Consider the following 14247-nt stretch of genomic DNA (forward strand, 5'->3'; position numbering starts at 1 on the left):
CGAGTGGTGCGGTGATGCATCGGTGCGGTGGTGCGGGGGTCAGCCTGCTGTTATCTGTTTCCGGTTCTGGTACTGAATCTGCTTCGGGCTCCCGTTCTGGTTCTCGAGGACGGGCGGGGTGGCGGAGCAGAAGACACAACGGTCGCCGATGACGTCGATGCCGCACCAGTGGCAGACGTTCTGCCGCACCGAGGTGACGAGTTGGTAGAGGACCGACAGGTCGGGCAGGAACGAACAGAACTCGATCAGCTTGCCGGTCCCCCACCAGTGCGGGGACTCGGCGGGCAGCACGGCCTCACGCATCCCTTGGACCCGCCAGGACTTCGCGAGGCTCTCCGTGACCCAGTCCGACTGGAGCTGGCCCTTGGCGAACAGCATCCAGGTGGCGAACTCCGGGCCGGTCAGCTCGGCCCCGGGTTCTAGCTTCACCAGCTGCGGCTCGGGATGCGCGACCACCCCGAACTGGACACCGGGCACCCAGGACTTGGCGTGCGACTTCAGGCCGACGGGGACGCGGTCGAGGCGGGCCACGGAGCCGAGCAGCGCGCCGGCGTGGATGTAGTGGGTGAGCAGCCGGCCGGCGGAGGCGAGCACACCGGGGCTGAGGTCGCAGGAGGCGAGCTGTCTCAACTGACGGGCCAGGACGGCGAGTCCGAGCGGGGGCAGCGGGGGACGGAACAGGGCGATCCGGTCACTCTCCAGCAGCGACCGTACGGTGTGCAGTCGCTGCACCACGGCATCGGGAACCGCCTGCGAGCACATGACGATGACATGCCCGTGCTGGTCGATCAGCGTCTGCACGGCGCCGAGCGACTGGTCCAGCGACTGCCGGTCCAGGTCCTGGAGCACGACTGCGGGCACGGTTCGCTCGTCGTGCGCCGGCAGCGCCAGGTCGGCACTGGTCACGGCAATGGCAGTTGGCACGTGCAGCTCCCCGATTCACCCGCCCCTGTCGGCCCGCCGGTGTTACTCCGGCACACCGAGTCGACTTCACAGCGTGACTACCTGAGCACTGTAACCACGCCTCTATGACCGGAGAACAGCGTTTCTGTAGCTGCGAGGCAACTGGCGTTGCACAACACCTGTCAAAACGGGGCAGGTTGAGCATCTCGGCGGCATCCCTTGACAATGCAATTGGTCTGGACCAACTTGTTGTCATGTCCCCACAGACACGATCGATACGACTCTGGGCGGGAGCCGTCACCGCCGCCCTCGCTCTCTCCCTCACCAGTGCGGGCCAGGCGTCCGCCGCCGACGTCAACAACGCCAAGAACGCCGGCTTCGAGTCCGGCCTGGCCAACTGGGCCTGTTCCGCGGGCAGCGGCGCGACGGTCTCCTCCCCCGTCCGCACCGGCTCGACCGCGCTCAAGGCCACGCCGGCCGGGCAGGACAACGCCCGATGTACCCAGACGGTGGCCGTCAAGCCCAACTCGACGTATGCACTGAGCGCCTGGGTGCAGGGCGGGTACTCCTATCTGGGCGTGACCGGCACCGGCACCACGGACGTGTCGACCTGGACGCCCGACTCGACGAGCTGGAAGCAGCTGACGACGTCCTTCACGACCGGCGCCTCGACGACATCGGTGACGGTGTACACGCACGGCTGGTACGGACAGGCCGCGTACTACGTCGACGACCTGTCCGTGTTCGGGCCGGACGGGGGCGGCGGGACCGATCCCGCGCCGACGATTCCGGGTGCGCCGGCCGGACTGTCCGTGTCGGGCACCTCCTCCACCTCCGTGTCCCTCGCCTGGAACGCTGTCTCGGGAGCGACGGGATACAGCGTCTACCGGGACGGTGCGAAGGTGACGGCGGTGACGGGAACGTCGGCCACGGTCACCGGCCTGACCGCCTCCACCTCGTACTCCTTCCAGGTCACGGCGACCAACGCGGCCGGTGAGTCGGTGAAGTCGACGGCGGTGACGGGGCGGACGACGGCCACCCCGACGGGCCCGGCCCTGCCGAAGCACGCCGTGACCGGCTACTGGCAGAACTTCAACAACGGCGCCACGGTCCAGAAGCTCAGCGACGTCCAGTCCCAGTACGACATCATCGCGGTGGCCTTCGCGGACGCGACGTCGACACCGGGTGCGGTGACCTTCAACCTGGACTCGGCCGGGCTCGGCGGCTACACCGTCGACCAGTTCAAAGCGGACATCACGGCCAAGAAGGCGGCGGGCAAGAAGGTCATCATCTCCGTCGGTGGCCAGAACGGCACGGTGTCGATCAACGACTCCACCTCCGCGACGAACTTCGCCAACTCCGTGTACTCGCTGATGCAGACGTACGGCTTCGACGGCGTCGACATCGACCTGGAGAACGGCATCAACGCGACCTACATGTCGCAGTCGCTGCGCTCGCTGTCGTCGAAGGCGGGCTCGTCGCTGGTCATCACGATGGCCCCGCAGACGATCGACATGCAGTCGACGTCGAACGGCTACTTCCAGACGGCCCTGAACATCAAGGACATCCTCACGGTCGTCAACATGCAGTACTACAACAGCGGTTCGATGCTCGGCTGCGACGGCAAGGTCTACAGCCAGGGATCGGTCGACTTCCTGACGGCCCTGGCCTGCATCCAGCTGGAGGGCGGACTGGCCCCCTCCCAGGTGGGGCTGGGCCTTCCGGCCTCGACCAGCGGCGCGGGCAGCGGCTATGTCTCGCCCTCCGTCGTGAACAACGCGCTGGACTGCCTGACGAAGGGGACCGGTTGCGGCTCCTTCAAGCCGTCGAGGACCTATCCCGACCTGCGCGGCGCGATGACCTGGTCGACCAACTGGGACGCGGCCGCGGGGAACGCGTGGTCGAACGCGGTGGGGCCGCATGTGCACGGGCTGCCGTAACTGAGCGGTCCGCCCCTGAAGGCTGACGTTGTGCTCGCGGGCGGGACCCGCCGGGCAGTGGAAGATTTCGAGGTGCCTCCCCCACCCACGCGGAGGTGCCGCTGAGGGCGAATTCGCCGGAAGGCTGCCAAGTGGGTCGCGAGTCTCAGTGATACGCCGCATCCACGGCGTGTCACTGAGACCGCGAAGCCACTTGTCCCCGCCTCGCGGGATTCACCGACTGCATCACGCGGTTGTAGGCAGGGCGAGCGCATCGGCCGACTCACGATCTTCCAGAGAGATCCAGCTCTCCTACGGCCCAGATCTGCCCATCGCAGGCCGATCAGGGATGCTTCGCGCCGTACGTCACCGCGCTCGCCCTTGGCAGGGTTGCCCACGTGCGGGTTCCGCCGTCCGGTTCCCGGGCCGGGCAGTCGTAGGCGATCAGGTGGAGGGTGGAGGAGCGATAGCGAAGGAATGGGTAGAAGTCCGGCGACTCCGTGAACTGGGCTGCCGTTGCGGTGAGTTCGCTGACGGCTTGGAGTGCCGGGTCAAGCATGTCGTGAAGGTTGTGGGCCTTCAGGGCCTCATCGTTCCCCGGTGCCGGGTACCGAGCCCAGCTCGACTGGATGGAACGCCACGCCTTGTCACCCACGGAGTCGTACGCCTTCATCCAGGACATCGCCAGCCAGCTCTGAGGAGACGACCGTGCCTGACATCGCCTGGGAAGCACCGCTCTGCGCCGAGGGATCGGCCGGCAGTACGCCGCACCGACGCCAGACCCAGGGTGCGAGCCCGCAGCCCAGTGGTCCTCGCTGTTCGGAAGCTCGTCGTCGCCTGCCGGTGGAAGTCCAGTCCGGGTAGAGCTGCCAGTTCGAAGGGGCTGGGAGCAACCCCGCGTTCAGTGAGGCAACGGCTCCAGCAGCAACCCGCCTCCACGGCCAGCCCTTGATTTCGGATCCTGCCGGTCCCGGCCCAACTGAACGTGCGGCCAACGGCCGATCCGCGCGCTACGGCCGCTCCACGTCAACCCAGCCCGTCGCAGGCGGCACGCTCGTCGCAGAAACTCGTGCATCAGTTCAAGAGCAGGATGACGCCCCTGACCACCAGCGCCAGCGCGGTAATCCCGAAGGCGACGGCCAGCAGGAATTCGAGGATTCCCGAGTTCTCGGTGATTCGCACCTGGTCCGCCGACGAGTCCGCACCAGTCCCACCTTGGCCTGTCGCCGCGAGACGACGGCCCTCTTCCAGTATCGCGATCACCTTCCGGTGACGCCCGAACGACGGCCAGCGACTGAATGCCTCAACGGTCACCCGCTGGCCGTCCGCCAGGCCGAGAGAGAGGACGCCTGACCGTCGTTGCCAGTCGATGCCCGACAACATCTGCCAGGGGATCTGGTACCGGTCGTAAACATTCTTGATCACCAGAGTGGTGGCGCTCACGGACGCAGACGGCACTATCTGATGGCGTACCGCCCAGATGACCACCCACCATATGGTGACGACCAGCAAGATCCCCGACACGCTCGCTTCGGACTTCGCCCCGACGACGGCCACAACGATCCCCGTTACGGGGAGGACCGCGATAGCGACACCGCCCATGACCCGACGGTCCCACCAGGGGGTGATCCGTTCCAGACCTGTCATCATTCCCTCGTTCTGTTCCACGCGTCGCTCTCCCAGGGAACCAGCGGGGCCCCGGGAGAACGACGGGCCCTGTGCCTCAGCCGCCGAACAGGCCGCTGACACCTCGCCTCGAGGTCACAGCCCACAGAGCGCCGCGGGTGCGGCCGCCACGCTGCAGAGGCACAGGACGCCTGCGAGGGTTACGGCGCCCAGCCCCGTGGCTGCGGCCCGCTCAACTTACTGGCTCGGCAAAGTCAGGCGTGCAAGCCTGCTGAAGTCTTCAAGAGCTCTTGGAGGAAGCCCGGCCCGCGGATCGCGCGTCCATGGCTCTCCTGCCCTATGCGCCGACATCGTTCTTGATCAGCGCCGCGGCAACTCCCGTCCGCCAGCTGCCCTCGCGGCGATCAATGATCCAGAGTCATTACCACTCTGGATCAATATGCGCTCCAACCACGGCCGCTGTGGCGTGGGGGCCTGCCCGAGACTGGACAGTCCTGCTGCTCTCGGCGTTCTTGCTCGATCTCCTCGCGCTGAGCATCGAGGAAACGTCGGGCTTCGGCTTGCTGGTTTTCTCGTTCTTCCGGTGTCATTTGCTCCCACGCCTCCCGGAAGGTGCGAGTGCGCTCTCCGAGAGCCTCGGCGTAGGCAGTTACCCGCATGGCCTCACGCAGTCCCAGTCGGCCGGAGAGGATTTCCTTGGACATCTCCTGCAACACCTCGCCGGCGCCGCCTCCCGCTAGTTGCTGCAACTGCTTGCGAAGCGCGCGAGCTTGAACCTGATCCCGGGTGGAACTCTGGAATTCCGCATCACTCACTGCAGGATCCGGATCCGGATTACTGTCGTGGCGGTCCATCGCTGGTTTCATCCTCGCTACGGGACGTGGTCAGACCACGGCGTTGTCGTACGCGTCTCCAGGCAGCCGAAAGTCACGAAGTTTACCCGCCAGTTCGCCACCGACCGACTCAGTGACCCCCATAGCGCCGTTGACGATCAGCTGGGCATTGTTGATGGTTTTGGTGGCATCAACCCACAGGTCGATGATGCGGAGGATCTCGAAGCCGGCAAGGCCATAGCCGACAGCCGCGCCCCACCCGGTCCAAGAGACCAACGTACCAGCGGCAGCCGCGATTGCTGCCGTGGCAGCAGCATCACCGATCTGGCCGAGGATCGCGCCGACTGCCTCCGCTGTGGACCACACACCGCGCGAGACGATGCCGTACTGCGTACTCAGAGCGCTCAGATCTGACTGTAGTTCGTCACAACGGTCGGCCATCGCCTTGAAATAATTGAAGGCGGCATCCGCAGCATTGCCATCCCACGTGGCATCGAGCTCGCGATTGCCCGCCTTGAGGTTCTCGGAGATGTCGTCACACAACTTGCCAAGGTTTTCCCAAACCTCGCCACACTTCGCGTACGCCTCCCAATCACCGGCAAAGTACTCCTTGGCCTTGTCCATGGGGTTGAATCCCGTGGCTGCCGTAAGGATTTCATTCACCCAGTAGGTCGGGCTGATGAGGTCACTCGCCTGGTTCAGCAGATCCAAGGGGTTGCTGAACTCCTCGGGAGCCCCTGGCGCCTTGAGTCGACTGGTTGGTTCAGCGACGTCCGTGAAAGCCATGTTGCGTCCTCAACGCTTCGACGGAGGCTGGACAGCATCCACTTTGGCTGCCTCCGCTTGGTCGGTATCCCGGTAGTAGTCCGCAGACCTGATGAGCTCCCGAGACGAAGCGTCGAGAAGTGAGTGCAATCGACCGAACACGTCCGCCACGTCGGAGCGCAGAGAACCATGAAAATCAAATGGCCGGGTGAAAAGTCCCTGAGCCCCGGCAGAGATTTCGCTGTGACGGTTGAGATACTCTTTTCCCTGCAGCGCGTCCTGTCCGGCGCGATCAATCAGCTTTCCGCAAGCTTCGAGATCGTCTGGAACTACCTTGAATCCCATGGTTCTCCGTGCAGCTCAGGCGGTGTCGGCGCAAGCGCCCTCTCCGTATAGGGTAGTTCCATGCGTATGCCCAGGAGCGAGAATCTCCGTACCACGGACCGCAAAGACGACCCCAACCGCCTGATCTACGTGTCTGCGCTGGCCGCCGGGGTCCTCTTCGCCCTGGGATACTGGGCGGCCCTGCTGGTTGCGATCTTCACCGGCGACTTCACCTTCGGCGGTCTGCTCGTCACGGCGCTGGTCTCAGTGAGCGCTGGGCTGGGCTTCGCGGGGTGGCGGCAGAAGAGGGTCCCTCTCAGCTGGGCAGCGCTCGTGGTGTTGTTGGCCACGATGGCGCTGAGCCGGACAGTCGGCGGCTGACCCGCGGCCTATCGGGTGAGTAGCTGATAGGCGAGCCCGCCGATGATGATCAGCGCCAACACTCCATAGAAAATCGCTTTGCGCTTCCGGTCCCGCGCCGCACCCTCAGGCGTATTCAGCTCGTGTTCCCGTACGCGGCGCATCATCTCGCGCCGCTCCTGAGGAGTCGCTGAAGGCCAACGCCGCTGCATTTCTTCACGGGTGAGCGGAGCGTCCTGTGGGTTTTCCATGCTCGACATGCTATCGGGTGCCAACTACGGATACTGGCTTCCGTATCCGGCCTGCTGGTTGAACTGGCCCCGTTCCACCGCCAGGCGGCGCTTCGCACGCCGAACCAGACGATGTCCGGCAGGTACGTCTGGTAGCGCGAGTTGGAGGTGGTATCGCCCAAGTTCGAGATGACCCGGTGGAGTTCTGAGCCTGCCTCACCCACCCCATCGGCCAGTAGTGCCCCAGCACCGGCGCCGGCTGTGCGAACCACTGCAGGGAGGGGACTGCGGGTATCCGTGCAGCGGCGCGGGCATGGGCGCGTTCTGCGGTGGCGGTGGGCAGAAACCCGGCGGGGGCATGCTCGGCGGAGGTGGAGGCAGCGGCTGCTGGCTGTATGGGGGCTGGTTGCCTTGTGGTGGTGGGTCGGTGGTCCCCCGTACTTCCTTCTGCTTGGTCCTCACCAAGACATACCCTCGGCCCACCCGGCGTCCCCTCTCGCCCCCCTGTGAAACATTTCCGGGGGCCCACCGCATCAATGAGGTGACGGCCGACGATGGGGGGAGTACATGAGACAGGTCCGCGCGGGCGGGTCCGACGAGTACGCGGCGTTCGCGGCGGCACGGGCGGGGCATCTCTACCGGTCCGCGTGTCTGCTGACCGCGGGGGACACGCATCTCGCCGAGGACCTGGTCCAGGAGGCCCTGGGCCGGCTGTACGTCAGATGGGGGCGGGTGTCGCGGGTCGACAACCCGGCGGCGTACGCGCAGACCGTTCTCACCCGCACGTTCCTCGCCCATCAGCGGCGCCGCAGCAGCACCGAGCGCGCCACGGACGTACTGCCGGAGCGGCCGCACGCCGCCGACGGCGACACGTCCCTGCGGCTGACGCTGCTGGAGGCGCTCGCCCGGCTGCCCGCCAAGGACCGTGCGGTGGTCGTCCTGCGCTACTGGGAGGACCGCAGCATCGAGGAGACGGCCGACGCGATGAACACCAGCTCGGCCGCGGTACGGACCCGCTGCACCCGTGCACTCGCCCGGCTGCGTGAACTCCTCGGCGAGGACATGGGCGAGTACGCCGCCACCTGAACTTCCGCCAGCCAGGCCCAACACCTCAGTAGAAAAGGTGGTTTGTCATGCCTTCCGGATACCAGGAAGACCTCTTCGAGAACCGGGTCGCCCTCGCTCTGAGCGAGGCCGGCGACCACTTCGAGACCGATCGGAACGCCCTCGTCGCCGCCGGCACCGCACGCGGCCGCCGACTGCGGCACCGCCGCCGGGCGGCCCTCGTCGGCGGCGTCGCCGGGGTCGCGCTCGTCGGCGTCGGCGGGGCGCTGCTCCTGCCGGCGAACGACGCCGACGGACAGCGGTCCGTGGGCACCGAGGACACGACGCCGAGCCCGTCCGCCGACGGACAGCTGTCGGGCGACACCATCGTCCGCGCGCTCCAGGAGATGCTCCCCAAGGGGACGTACAGCGGGCAGCAGGGCGAGGGCACCAGCAGCGGGGCGCCGTACGCATCGCTCGTGTACGACGACGGACAGGGCGCCGCGCTGGTCAGCGTCTCCCTGAACCGCGTCGAGGCGAACAGCGACGAAGCCGCGCAGCTGACCACCTGCCCGGACAAGACGTTCGTCGAGTACGACGCCTGCACCTCGACCAAGGTGCAGGACGGCACGCTCATGGTCTACCAGGGGTACGAGTACCCGGACCGCCGCGAGGACACGAAGTGGTGGTACGCCTCGCTCATCACGCCGTACGGCCATCACGTCACGTTGAGCGAGTGGAACGCGGAGGCCGAGAAGGGCGCTCCGGTCAGCCGTGACGAACCGCCCCTGTCGCCGGCGCAGTTGAAGGCCATCGCCACCAAGGACTTCTGGACGATCGCCATCGACTCCGCCGACCGGGGCGCCGGGGCGGAGAAGTCCCCCAGCGCGTCGTCCTCGGCTCCGCCCTCCTCGCCCACGGGCACAGGGGTGCAGAAGACGCTCGCGGCCCTGCTGCCGAAGGACACGAAGGTGGTCTCCCGCGGCGGTGACGGCGAGTACGGCTATGTCGTGGTCGACGACGGCAGCGGCCAGAGCCTCGTCCAGATCAATGTGCAGCCCGACATGCGCGACGTCGAGGACCAGCTCTTCGGTCCGGACGCCGAGGTCCTGGCCGACGGGACGAAGGTCGCCGTGCACCAGGGCCCGGGGGAGAAGGGCGGTGAGGGGGTCGTCATGTGGACCGTCGACACCATCCGCACCGACGGCCGGCGCGTGGTGGTGAGCGCCTTCAACTCCGGTGCCCAGCACACCGCCGCGACCCGTGACACACCCGCGCTGACCATCGCCGAGCTCCGGGCCGTCGCCCTCAGCCCGAAGTGGGCCGACCTGTCCTAGGCGATCAGGTCAGCCCATGGGCCGGTAGTACCCGAGCACGCCCGCCAGCTGCCCGAACCACTCCCGCAGCCGCTCCCCGCGCTTGGCGTCGACCACGCACTCGTAGAACCGCCCGTCGGCGTGGACGACCCCGACGACGAGTGCGTTGCCCTCCGCCTTGTAGTGGACGCTGCGGATCTCGGGCCAGGACAGTTCGAGGGTCATGCCGTGGTTCTCGAAGGAGACCCCGGCGGGGTCCACCACGACGGAGTTGTGGCGGTCCACGGCCAGGAACTCCGGGCCCGCGGCGGCCGGATGAGGCGGGTGGGGCGGCATCGGCGCGGGCTGGGGCGCGTACGGCGGCGGGGCGGGGACGTACGGCTGCGGGGGCGGGCCGAAGCCGGGCGGTGGTGGCTGTGGTGGCTGCTGGGGGCCGGAGTCGGGCTGCTGCATGGGCGCACCGTAACCCGCCGCCGAGGGGCTAGAAGAACTCGGACCACGGCTGGTCCCAGATCTGCTTCACGCACAGTACGAGGAACAGCAGCCCGGCGATCGCGAGCATCCCGTTGCTCACCCAGCCGTTGCGCCACTCGCTCGGGGTGCGCGAGGTGTTGAGAAGCCAGATCAGGGTGCCGGCGAGGAAGGGGAGGAAGGCCGCGCCCAGGACGCCGTAGATGATGATGAGGCGGAAGGGCTCGCCCTGGAACAGCAGGACGATGGGCGGGAGGGTGAGCCACAGCAGGTAGGCGCGGAACGGCCAGGACCGCTCGCGTTCGCCGGAGGCCACCTCTGCGCCCGTCGTCCGCTCCCGCTTCTGCTGCCGGGCCACGAAGTCCGCGAACATCAGGCTCACGCCGTGCCAGACGCCGATGAGGGAGGTGAAGGAGGTGGCGAAGAAGCCGATCAGGAAGAACTTGGCCGTCGCCGCGCCGTACTCGGCCTCCAGGATGTCGCTCAGCTGGATGAGGCCCTTGTCGCCGCTGGCGATCGCGATGTTCGCGGAGTGCAGCAGCTCCGCGCCGACGAACAGCATGGAGATGACGAAGATGCCGGTCGTGGCGTAGGCGACCCGGTTGTCCAGGCGCATCACCTTCATCCAGCCGGTGTTGGTCCAGCCCTTGGCGTTGACCCAGTAGCCGTACGCGGCCAGCGTGATGGTGCCGCCGACGCCGCCGATCAGGCCCAGCGTGTTGAGGATCGAGTCCTTCTCGTCGGGCAGCACCGGCAGCAGACCGGCGAAGGCGTCCCCGAGGTTCGGAGTGACCCGGATGGCCAGATAGACGGTCACCACGAACATGACGCCGACCAGCACCGTCATGACCTTCTCGAAGACCGCGTACTTGTTGAACCAGACGAAGACCAGCCCGACCAGACCGCACGCGATGCCCCACCACTCGAGGTCCATCACGTCGGGGAACAGCGCCTGCAACGGCAGCGCGCTCGACGACATCGCCGCAGCGCCGTAGACGAAGCCCCAGATCACCACGTAGACGACGAAGAACCACGTCGTCCACCGGCCCAGACTCGCCCAGCCGTCGAACAGGGTCCGCCCGGTGGACAGATGCCAGCGCCCCGCCGCCTCGGCCAGCGAGATCTTGACCAGGCAGCCGATGACGGCGGCCCACAGCAGCGTGTACCCGAAGTTGCTGCCGGCGATCAGCGTCGCCACCAGGTCACCGGCACCGACACCGGTCGCCGCGACGACGATGCCGGGCCCGATGTACTTCCAACTGGACTTGCGAGGTGCGGTGGTGGCCTCGCCTGTCGTCTGGTTCCCCGTCGTCTCAGCCATGCGGATCAAGAAAGCGTAAAGCGTGCGACGGCACAAGGGGGCGTGCGCCGATCAGCACCCGATGCACACGCCTATGGCCGACTACAGCCGTTGCAGCCACAGGTACCCAGCTCGAACCAGACGGTCGTGCCCTGCCCGTCCTGGTGGCAGCCCCAGCGCCGGGCGAGCGCGTCCACCAGGAACATCCCGCGGCCGCTCTCCGAGGTGCCCGCGTCGAGGACCCGCGGCCGCCCGCGCCCCGCGTCGGTGACCTCGCAGCGCAGAACACCGTGCGCGGCGGTCAGAGTCAGCCGGAACCGGCTCTCGGAGTGCAGCACGGCGTTGGTCGCCAGCTCGCTGACGAGCAGCTCGGCCGTGTCGGCCACGTCGTCCCGCTCGCCCAGTCCCCATATCTCCAACTGCCGGCGCACCTCCCTGCGGGCCTCACCGACGGCAGTCCGGCGCGGCTCGTACTCGATGCTCAAGTGGCCTGCCCCCAGGGGTGGTTGGGGGTAGGCGCCGTACCGGTGGCCGGGATCCGGCGAGGGGAACCCGGAGAGTTGCAGCATGTTCCTATGGTGGCCTCCCCGCGTGTACCGCACACGGGGAGGACTACCTGTTTCCCTACCTGCGTCGACGTACGGCTACACGTACTGGAGGCGTACGGTCGCCCCCTCCGCGTCGTCGCGCACGTCGACGTACGCACACACCTGCCGGGCGAACCACAGCCCCTGCTCCGGCCCGAGTTCGCCGCCGGGCGGCGGGACGAAGCCGGCGAGCGGGTCGGCGACGCGGCGCGTGGTGCGCAGTTCGCAGACACAGCCCGGTGCCGTGCCCCAGAGCAGGGCGCCGGTGACCGGTCCGAGCGAGGCCGCCGCCGCGAGGACGCAGCCGGCGAACAACTCCGCGTCCACGGCGGCCAGTCCACGGGCGATGGCCCCGGCGCAGAGGGCGTCCGGGTCCGGGTGGTGGAGCAGCTGCGCGTCCGCCGGCGGCTCCGGCAGCGGTACGGCGTCCAGCTCGCCGGCGAGCGTGACCGGGTCCGTGTAGACGCCGGTGCCGGGGTGGGCGCGGCGGGCGGCGGCGACGATGGCGGCTCCGGCGGTGCGGGTGTCGTACGCGCACAGGGCCGTCGTGGCGAGCGGCGCGAAGAGGAGGTTGGCGAGGGCCTCGTAGCGGATCCACTCGGCGGTCTCGCGCGGCGAGCGTCCGGCGCGGCCGTTCCAGATCGGTTCCATGAGGAGGTGGATACGGCCGCCGGGCCCGGCCTGGGCCGCAAGGTAACCGGCGCTCTGTGCGACGGCGTTGGCAGCGGAGCCGATGTACCACTCGGAGTGCGGGATGAGGGCGACGCTCTTGGCGTCACCGCCGAGAGCGTCCCGCAGCAGGTCCAGCTTGTCGGGGGCGGCGATGGCGACGGGCGGGGGTTCGCCGGGGGCGCCGAGGCCTTCGGCGAGGAACGGGAGGGCCGCGGCGACGAATTCGTCGTCCGTGCCGAAGACGGCCATACGGTGGTCGAACGCCCCGTGGGCGGAGGCAGGATGGATGGTCACGGGTTCCCTTCGAGGTCTGGGGAGGGAGGATCCTGACGGGTTCAGCGCTGGGCCGTCACCCAGGCGGCGATCTGGCTGCGGTTGCTGAAGCCGAGCTTGCTGAGGATGCGTTCCACATGGCCTTCGGCGGTTCGGCGGGCGATCACCAGACGGTCGGCGATCTGCTGGTTGGCGAGTCCTTCTGCGACGAGCGCGGCGACTTCGGCCTCACGGCGGGTGAGGCGGACGCCGTTCGAGGGCCGTTCGGTGGTCTCGTCCGGCGACTGTTCGTCGCTGAGGGCGTAGGCGACGGCCTCCGTCAGGCCGTACGCACTGCCGCGTTCGTACGACCGCTGGAAGGCGGGCTCCTCCAGCGTGCCGCGCGTCCGTTCCTCGCACCGTCTTCGTGCGGAGTTGAGGGCGTCCGAGCCCCAGCGGCCCTTGTCGATGTCGCCCCAGACGCGGTCGCCGGCGCCGAGCAGGACGGCCGCGCGTTCGGGGGTGCCGCGTTCGGCGGCGATCACGGCGAGCAGGTCGAGGGTGAGGCCGATCCCGATGACGTCGTTGACGTCGAGCTTGCGGCGCAGCGCGTCGAGGGCGTGCCGTTCGGCGCGTGAGAAGTCCTGGCGGACGGTGTGGGCGAGGGCGAGGATCCGCAGCAGGTAGGAGCGCACCCAGTCCTCGTCGTGCTCCTCGCAGTCGCGCAGCGCGGCCTCGCAGACGGCGACGGCACGGTCGGCCTGTCCCAGCAGGGCGAGCGCGAAGGCGAGTTCGACCTTGTCGAGGCCGTGCATGCTCAGGTGCTGGCCGGGGACGCGGCCACGCGCGACGGCGGTCTCGAAGTGGGCGAGGGCGACCTGGAGGTCGTTGCCGAAGAGCTGGAGGACACCGACGACGTACTCGGCGTGGGCGGTCTCGGCCGGGTCGCCGAGATGCCGGGCGAGGCGGCGGGCGTTCCTGGCGAGGTCCAGCCCTCGGGCGAGGTCCTGGGTGGCGGCCGCGAGGAGGCCGGCGACCCACAGGCCGCGGGCGCGTTCGGGGGTCGGCTCCGGGTTGGCGGCGAGGGCGCGGTCGAGCCAGTGGCGGCCCTCGCGGGGTGCGCCGCAGGCGTGCCAGTAGAACCACAGGGTGCCCGCGAGACGCAGTCCGGCGAGGCGTTCGCCGGGGGTGGTGAGACAGAAGTCGAGGGCGGCGCGCAGGTTGTCCTGGTCGGCGCGGAGTCGGGCGACGGTCTCGCGCTGTCCGGGGCCGAACCAGGCGCGTTCGCGGGCGGTGGCGCACCGCTGCATCCAGTCGCGCTGGCGGCGCCGGGCGGCCGTCTCCTCGCCCGGCAGGCGGCGCAGTTGATCCAGGCCGTAGTGGCGCAGGGTGTACAGGAGCCGGTAGCGCACACCGTCCGGTCCCGGCTCCCGGCACAGCACCGACTTGTCGACAAGCCCGGCGACGGCTTCGACCACGTCGTGCGTGCTCACCGTCCCCCGGCCACCGGCCGGGGGGACCCCCGACTCGCTTCTCCCCCGGCCACCGGCCGGAGGAACCCCCGACTCGCTTCCCCCGCGGCCACCGACCGGAGGAACCCCCGACTCGCTTCCCCCGCGGCCACCGACCGGAGGGAGCCCCGACT

General features: G+C 68.5%; 16 protein-coding genes. 4 read left to right on the top strand and 12 right to left on the bottom strand.

The window, feature by feature from the left end; genetic code table 11:
- Positions 1–39: 39 nt before the first annotated feature.
- On the bottom strand, positions 40–924 hold the full coding sequence (locus ACIHFB_RS43965; RefSeq protein WP_365284198.1) for a hypothetical protein: 885 nt from the start codon (positions 922–924) through the stop codon (positions 40–42).
- 233 nt (positions 925–1157) lie between these two features.
- On the opposite strand from ACIHFB_RS43965, the gene ACIHFB_RS43970 reads away from it, so the two are divergent.
- Positions 1158–2843, top strand: coding sequence for a chitinase (locus ACIHFB_RS43970; protein ID WP_400129791.1), 1686 nt, complete (start codon positions 1158–1160; stop codon positions 2841–2843).
- Between the two features lie 322 nt (positions 2844–3165).
- Here ACIHFB_RS43970 and ACIHFB_RS43975 read toward each other — a convergent pair whose 3' ends face one another.
- From ACIHFB_RS43975 to ACIHFB_RS43995, 5 genes are all read right to left on the bottom strand, one after another.
- The gene (locus ACIHFB_RS43975) at positions 3166–3381 is read right to left on the bottom strand and encodes a hypothetical protein (RefSeq protein WP_400129793.1); all 216 of its coding nucleotides are present in this window, start codon (positions 3379–3381) and stop codon (positions 3166–3168) included.
- 515 nt (positions 3382–3896) lie between these two features.
- Complete coding sequence (locus ACIHFB_RS43980; protein WP_400129794.1) at positions 3897–4490, bottom strand: hypothetical protein; 594 nt, start codon at positions 4488–4490, stop codon at positions 3897–3899.
- Between the two features lie 392 nt (positions 4491–4882).
- The gene (locus ACIHFB_RS43985; RefSeq protein WP_400129795.1) at positions 4883–5302 is read right to left on the bottom strand and encodes a hypothetical protein; all 420 of its coding nucleotides are present in this window, start codon (positions 5300–5302) and stop codon (positions 4883–4885) included.
- Between the two features lie 30 nt (positions 5303–5332).
- Entirely contained in the window at positions 5333–6067 is a 735-nt protein-coding gene (locus ACIHFB_RS43990; protein WP_400129796.1) for a hypothetical protein, read from the bottom strand.
- A 9-nt stretch (positions 6068–6076) separates the two neighbouring features.
- Positions 6077–6391 carry a hypothetical protein gene (locus ACIHFB_RS43995; RefSeq protein ID WP_400129797.1) on the bottom strand — a complete coding sequence of 105 codons (315 nt, stop codon included), beginning with the start codon at positions 6389–6391 and terminating at the stop codon, positions 6077–6079.
- A 60-nt stretch (positions 6392–6451) separates the two neighbouring features.
- Here ACIHFB_RS43995 and ACIHFB_RS44000 point away from each other — a divergent pair, with 60 nt between their 5' ends.
- Positions 6452–6751: a hypothetical protein gene (locus ACIHFB_RS44000; RefSeq protein ID WP_400129798.1), complete on the top strand. Its 300-nt coding sequence runs from the start codon at positions 6452–6454 to the stop codon at positions 6749–6751.
- 8 nt (positions 6752–6759) lie between these two features.
- Here ACIHFB_RS44000 and ACIHFB_RS44005 read toward each other — a convergent pair whose 3' ends face one another.
- Complete coding sequence (locus tag ACIHFB_RS44005) at positions 6760–6981, bottom strand: hypothetical protein (RefSeq protein WP_400129799.1); 222 nt, start codon at positions 6979–6981, stop codon at positions 6760–6762.
- A gap of 546 nt (positions 6982–7527) precedes the next feature.
- Here ACIHFB_RS44005 and ACIHFB_RS44010 point away from each other — a divergent pair.
- Positions 7528–8046: a SigE family RNA polymerase sigma factor gene (locus ACIHFB_RS44010; RefSeq protein ID WP_365284194.1), complete on the top strand. Its 519-nt coding sequence runs from the start codon at positions 7528–7530 to the stop codon at positions 8044–8046.
- A gap of 47 nt (positions 8047–8093) precedes the next feature.
- A complete protein-coding gene (locus ACIHFB_RS44015) occupies positions 8094–9341 on the top strand; it encodes a hypothetical protein (protein ID WP_365284192.1) in 1248 nt (415 codons plus the stop codon).
- A gap of 9 nt (positions 9342–9350) precedes the next feature.
- Here ACIHFB_RS44015 and ACIHFB_RS44020 read toward each other — a convergent pair whose 3' ends face one another.
- The 5 genes from ACIHFB_RS44020 to ACIHFB_RS44040 form a co-directional block, all read right to left on the bottom strand.
- Positions 9351–9773 carry a hypothetical protein gene (locus ACIHFB_RS44020; RefSeq protein WP_365284190.1) on the bottom strand — a complete coding sequence of 141 codons (423 nt, stop codon included), beginning with the start codon at positions 9771–9773 and terminating at the stop codon, positions 9351–9353.
- A 28-nt stretch (positions 9774–9801) separates the two neighbouring features.
- Positions 9802–11112: an Nramp family divalent metal transporter gene (locus ACIHFB_RS44025; protein WP_400129800.1), complete on the bottom strand. Its 1311-nt coding sequence runs from the start codon at positions 11110–11112 to the stop codon at positions 9802–9804.
- Positions 11113–11183: 71 nt separating this feature from the next.
- Positions 11184–11660, bottom strand: coding sequence for an ATP-binding protein (locus ACIHFB_RS44030; protein ID WP_365284186.1), 477 nt, complete (start codon positions 11658–11660; stop codon positions 11184–11186).
- 75 nt (positions 11661–11735) lie between these two features.
- Entirely contained in the window at positions 11736–12644 is a 909-nt protein-coding gene (locus tag ACIHFB_RS44035; RefSeq protein WP_365284184.1) for an MEDS domain-containing protein, read from the bottom strand.
- A 41-nt stretch (positions 12645–12685) separates the two neighbouring features.
- Positions 12686–14095 carry a LuxR C-terminal-related transcriptional regulator gene (locus ACIHFB_RS44040; protein WP_400129801.1) on the bottom strand — a complete coding sequence of 470 codons (1410 nt, stop codon included), beginning with the start codon at positions 14093–14095 and terminating at the stop codon, positions 12686–12688.
- Between the last annotated feature and the right edge of the window lie 152 nt (positions 14096–14247).

It is taken from the genome of Streptomyces sp. NPDC051963 (assembly GCF_044593495.1).
Lineage (GTDB): Bacteria > Actinomycetota > Actinomycetes > Streptomycetales > Streptomycetaceae > Streptomyces.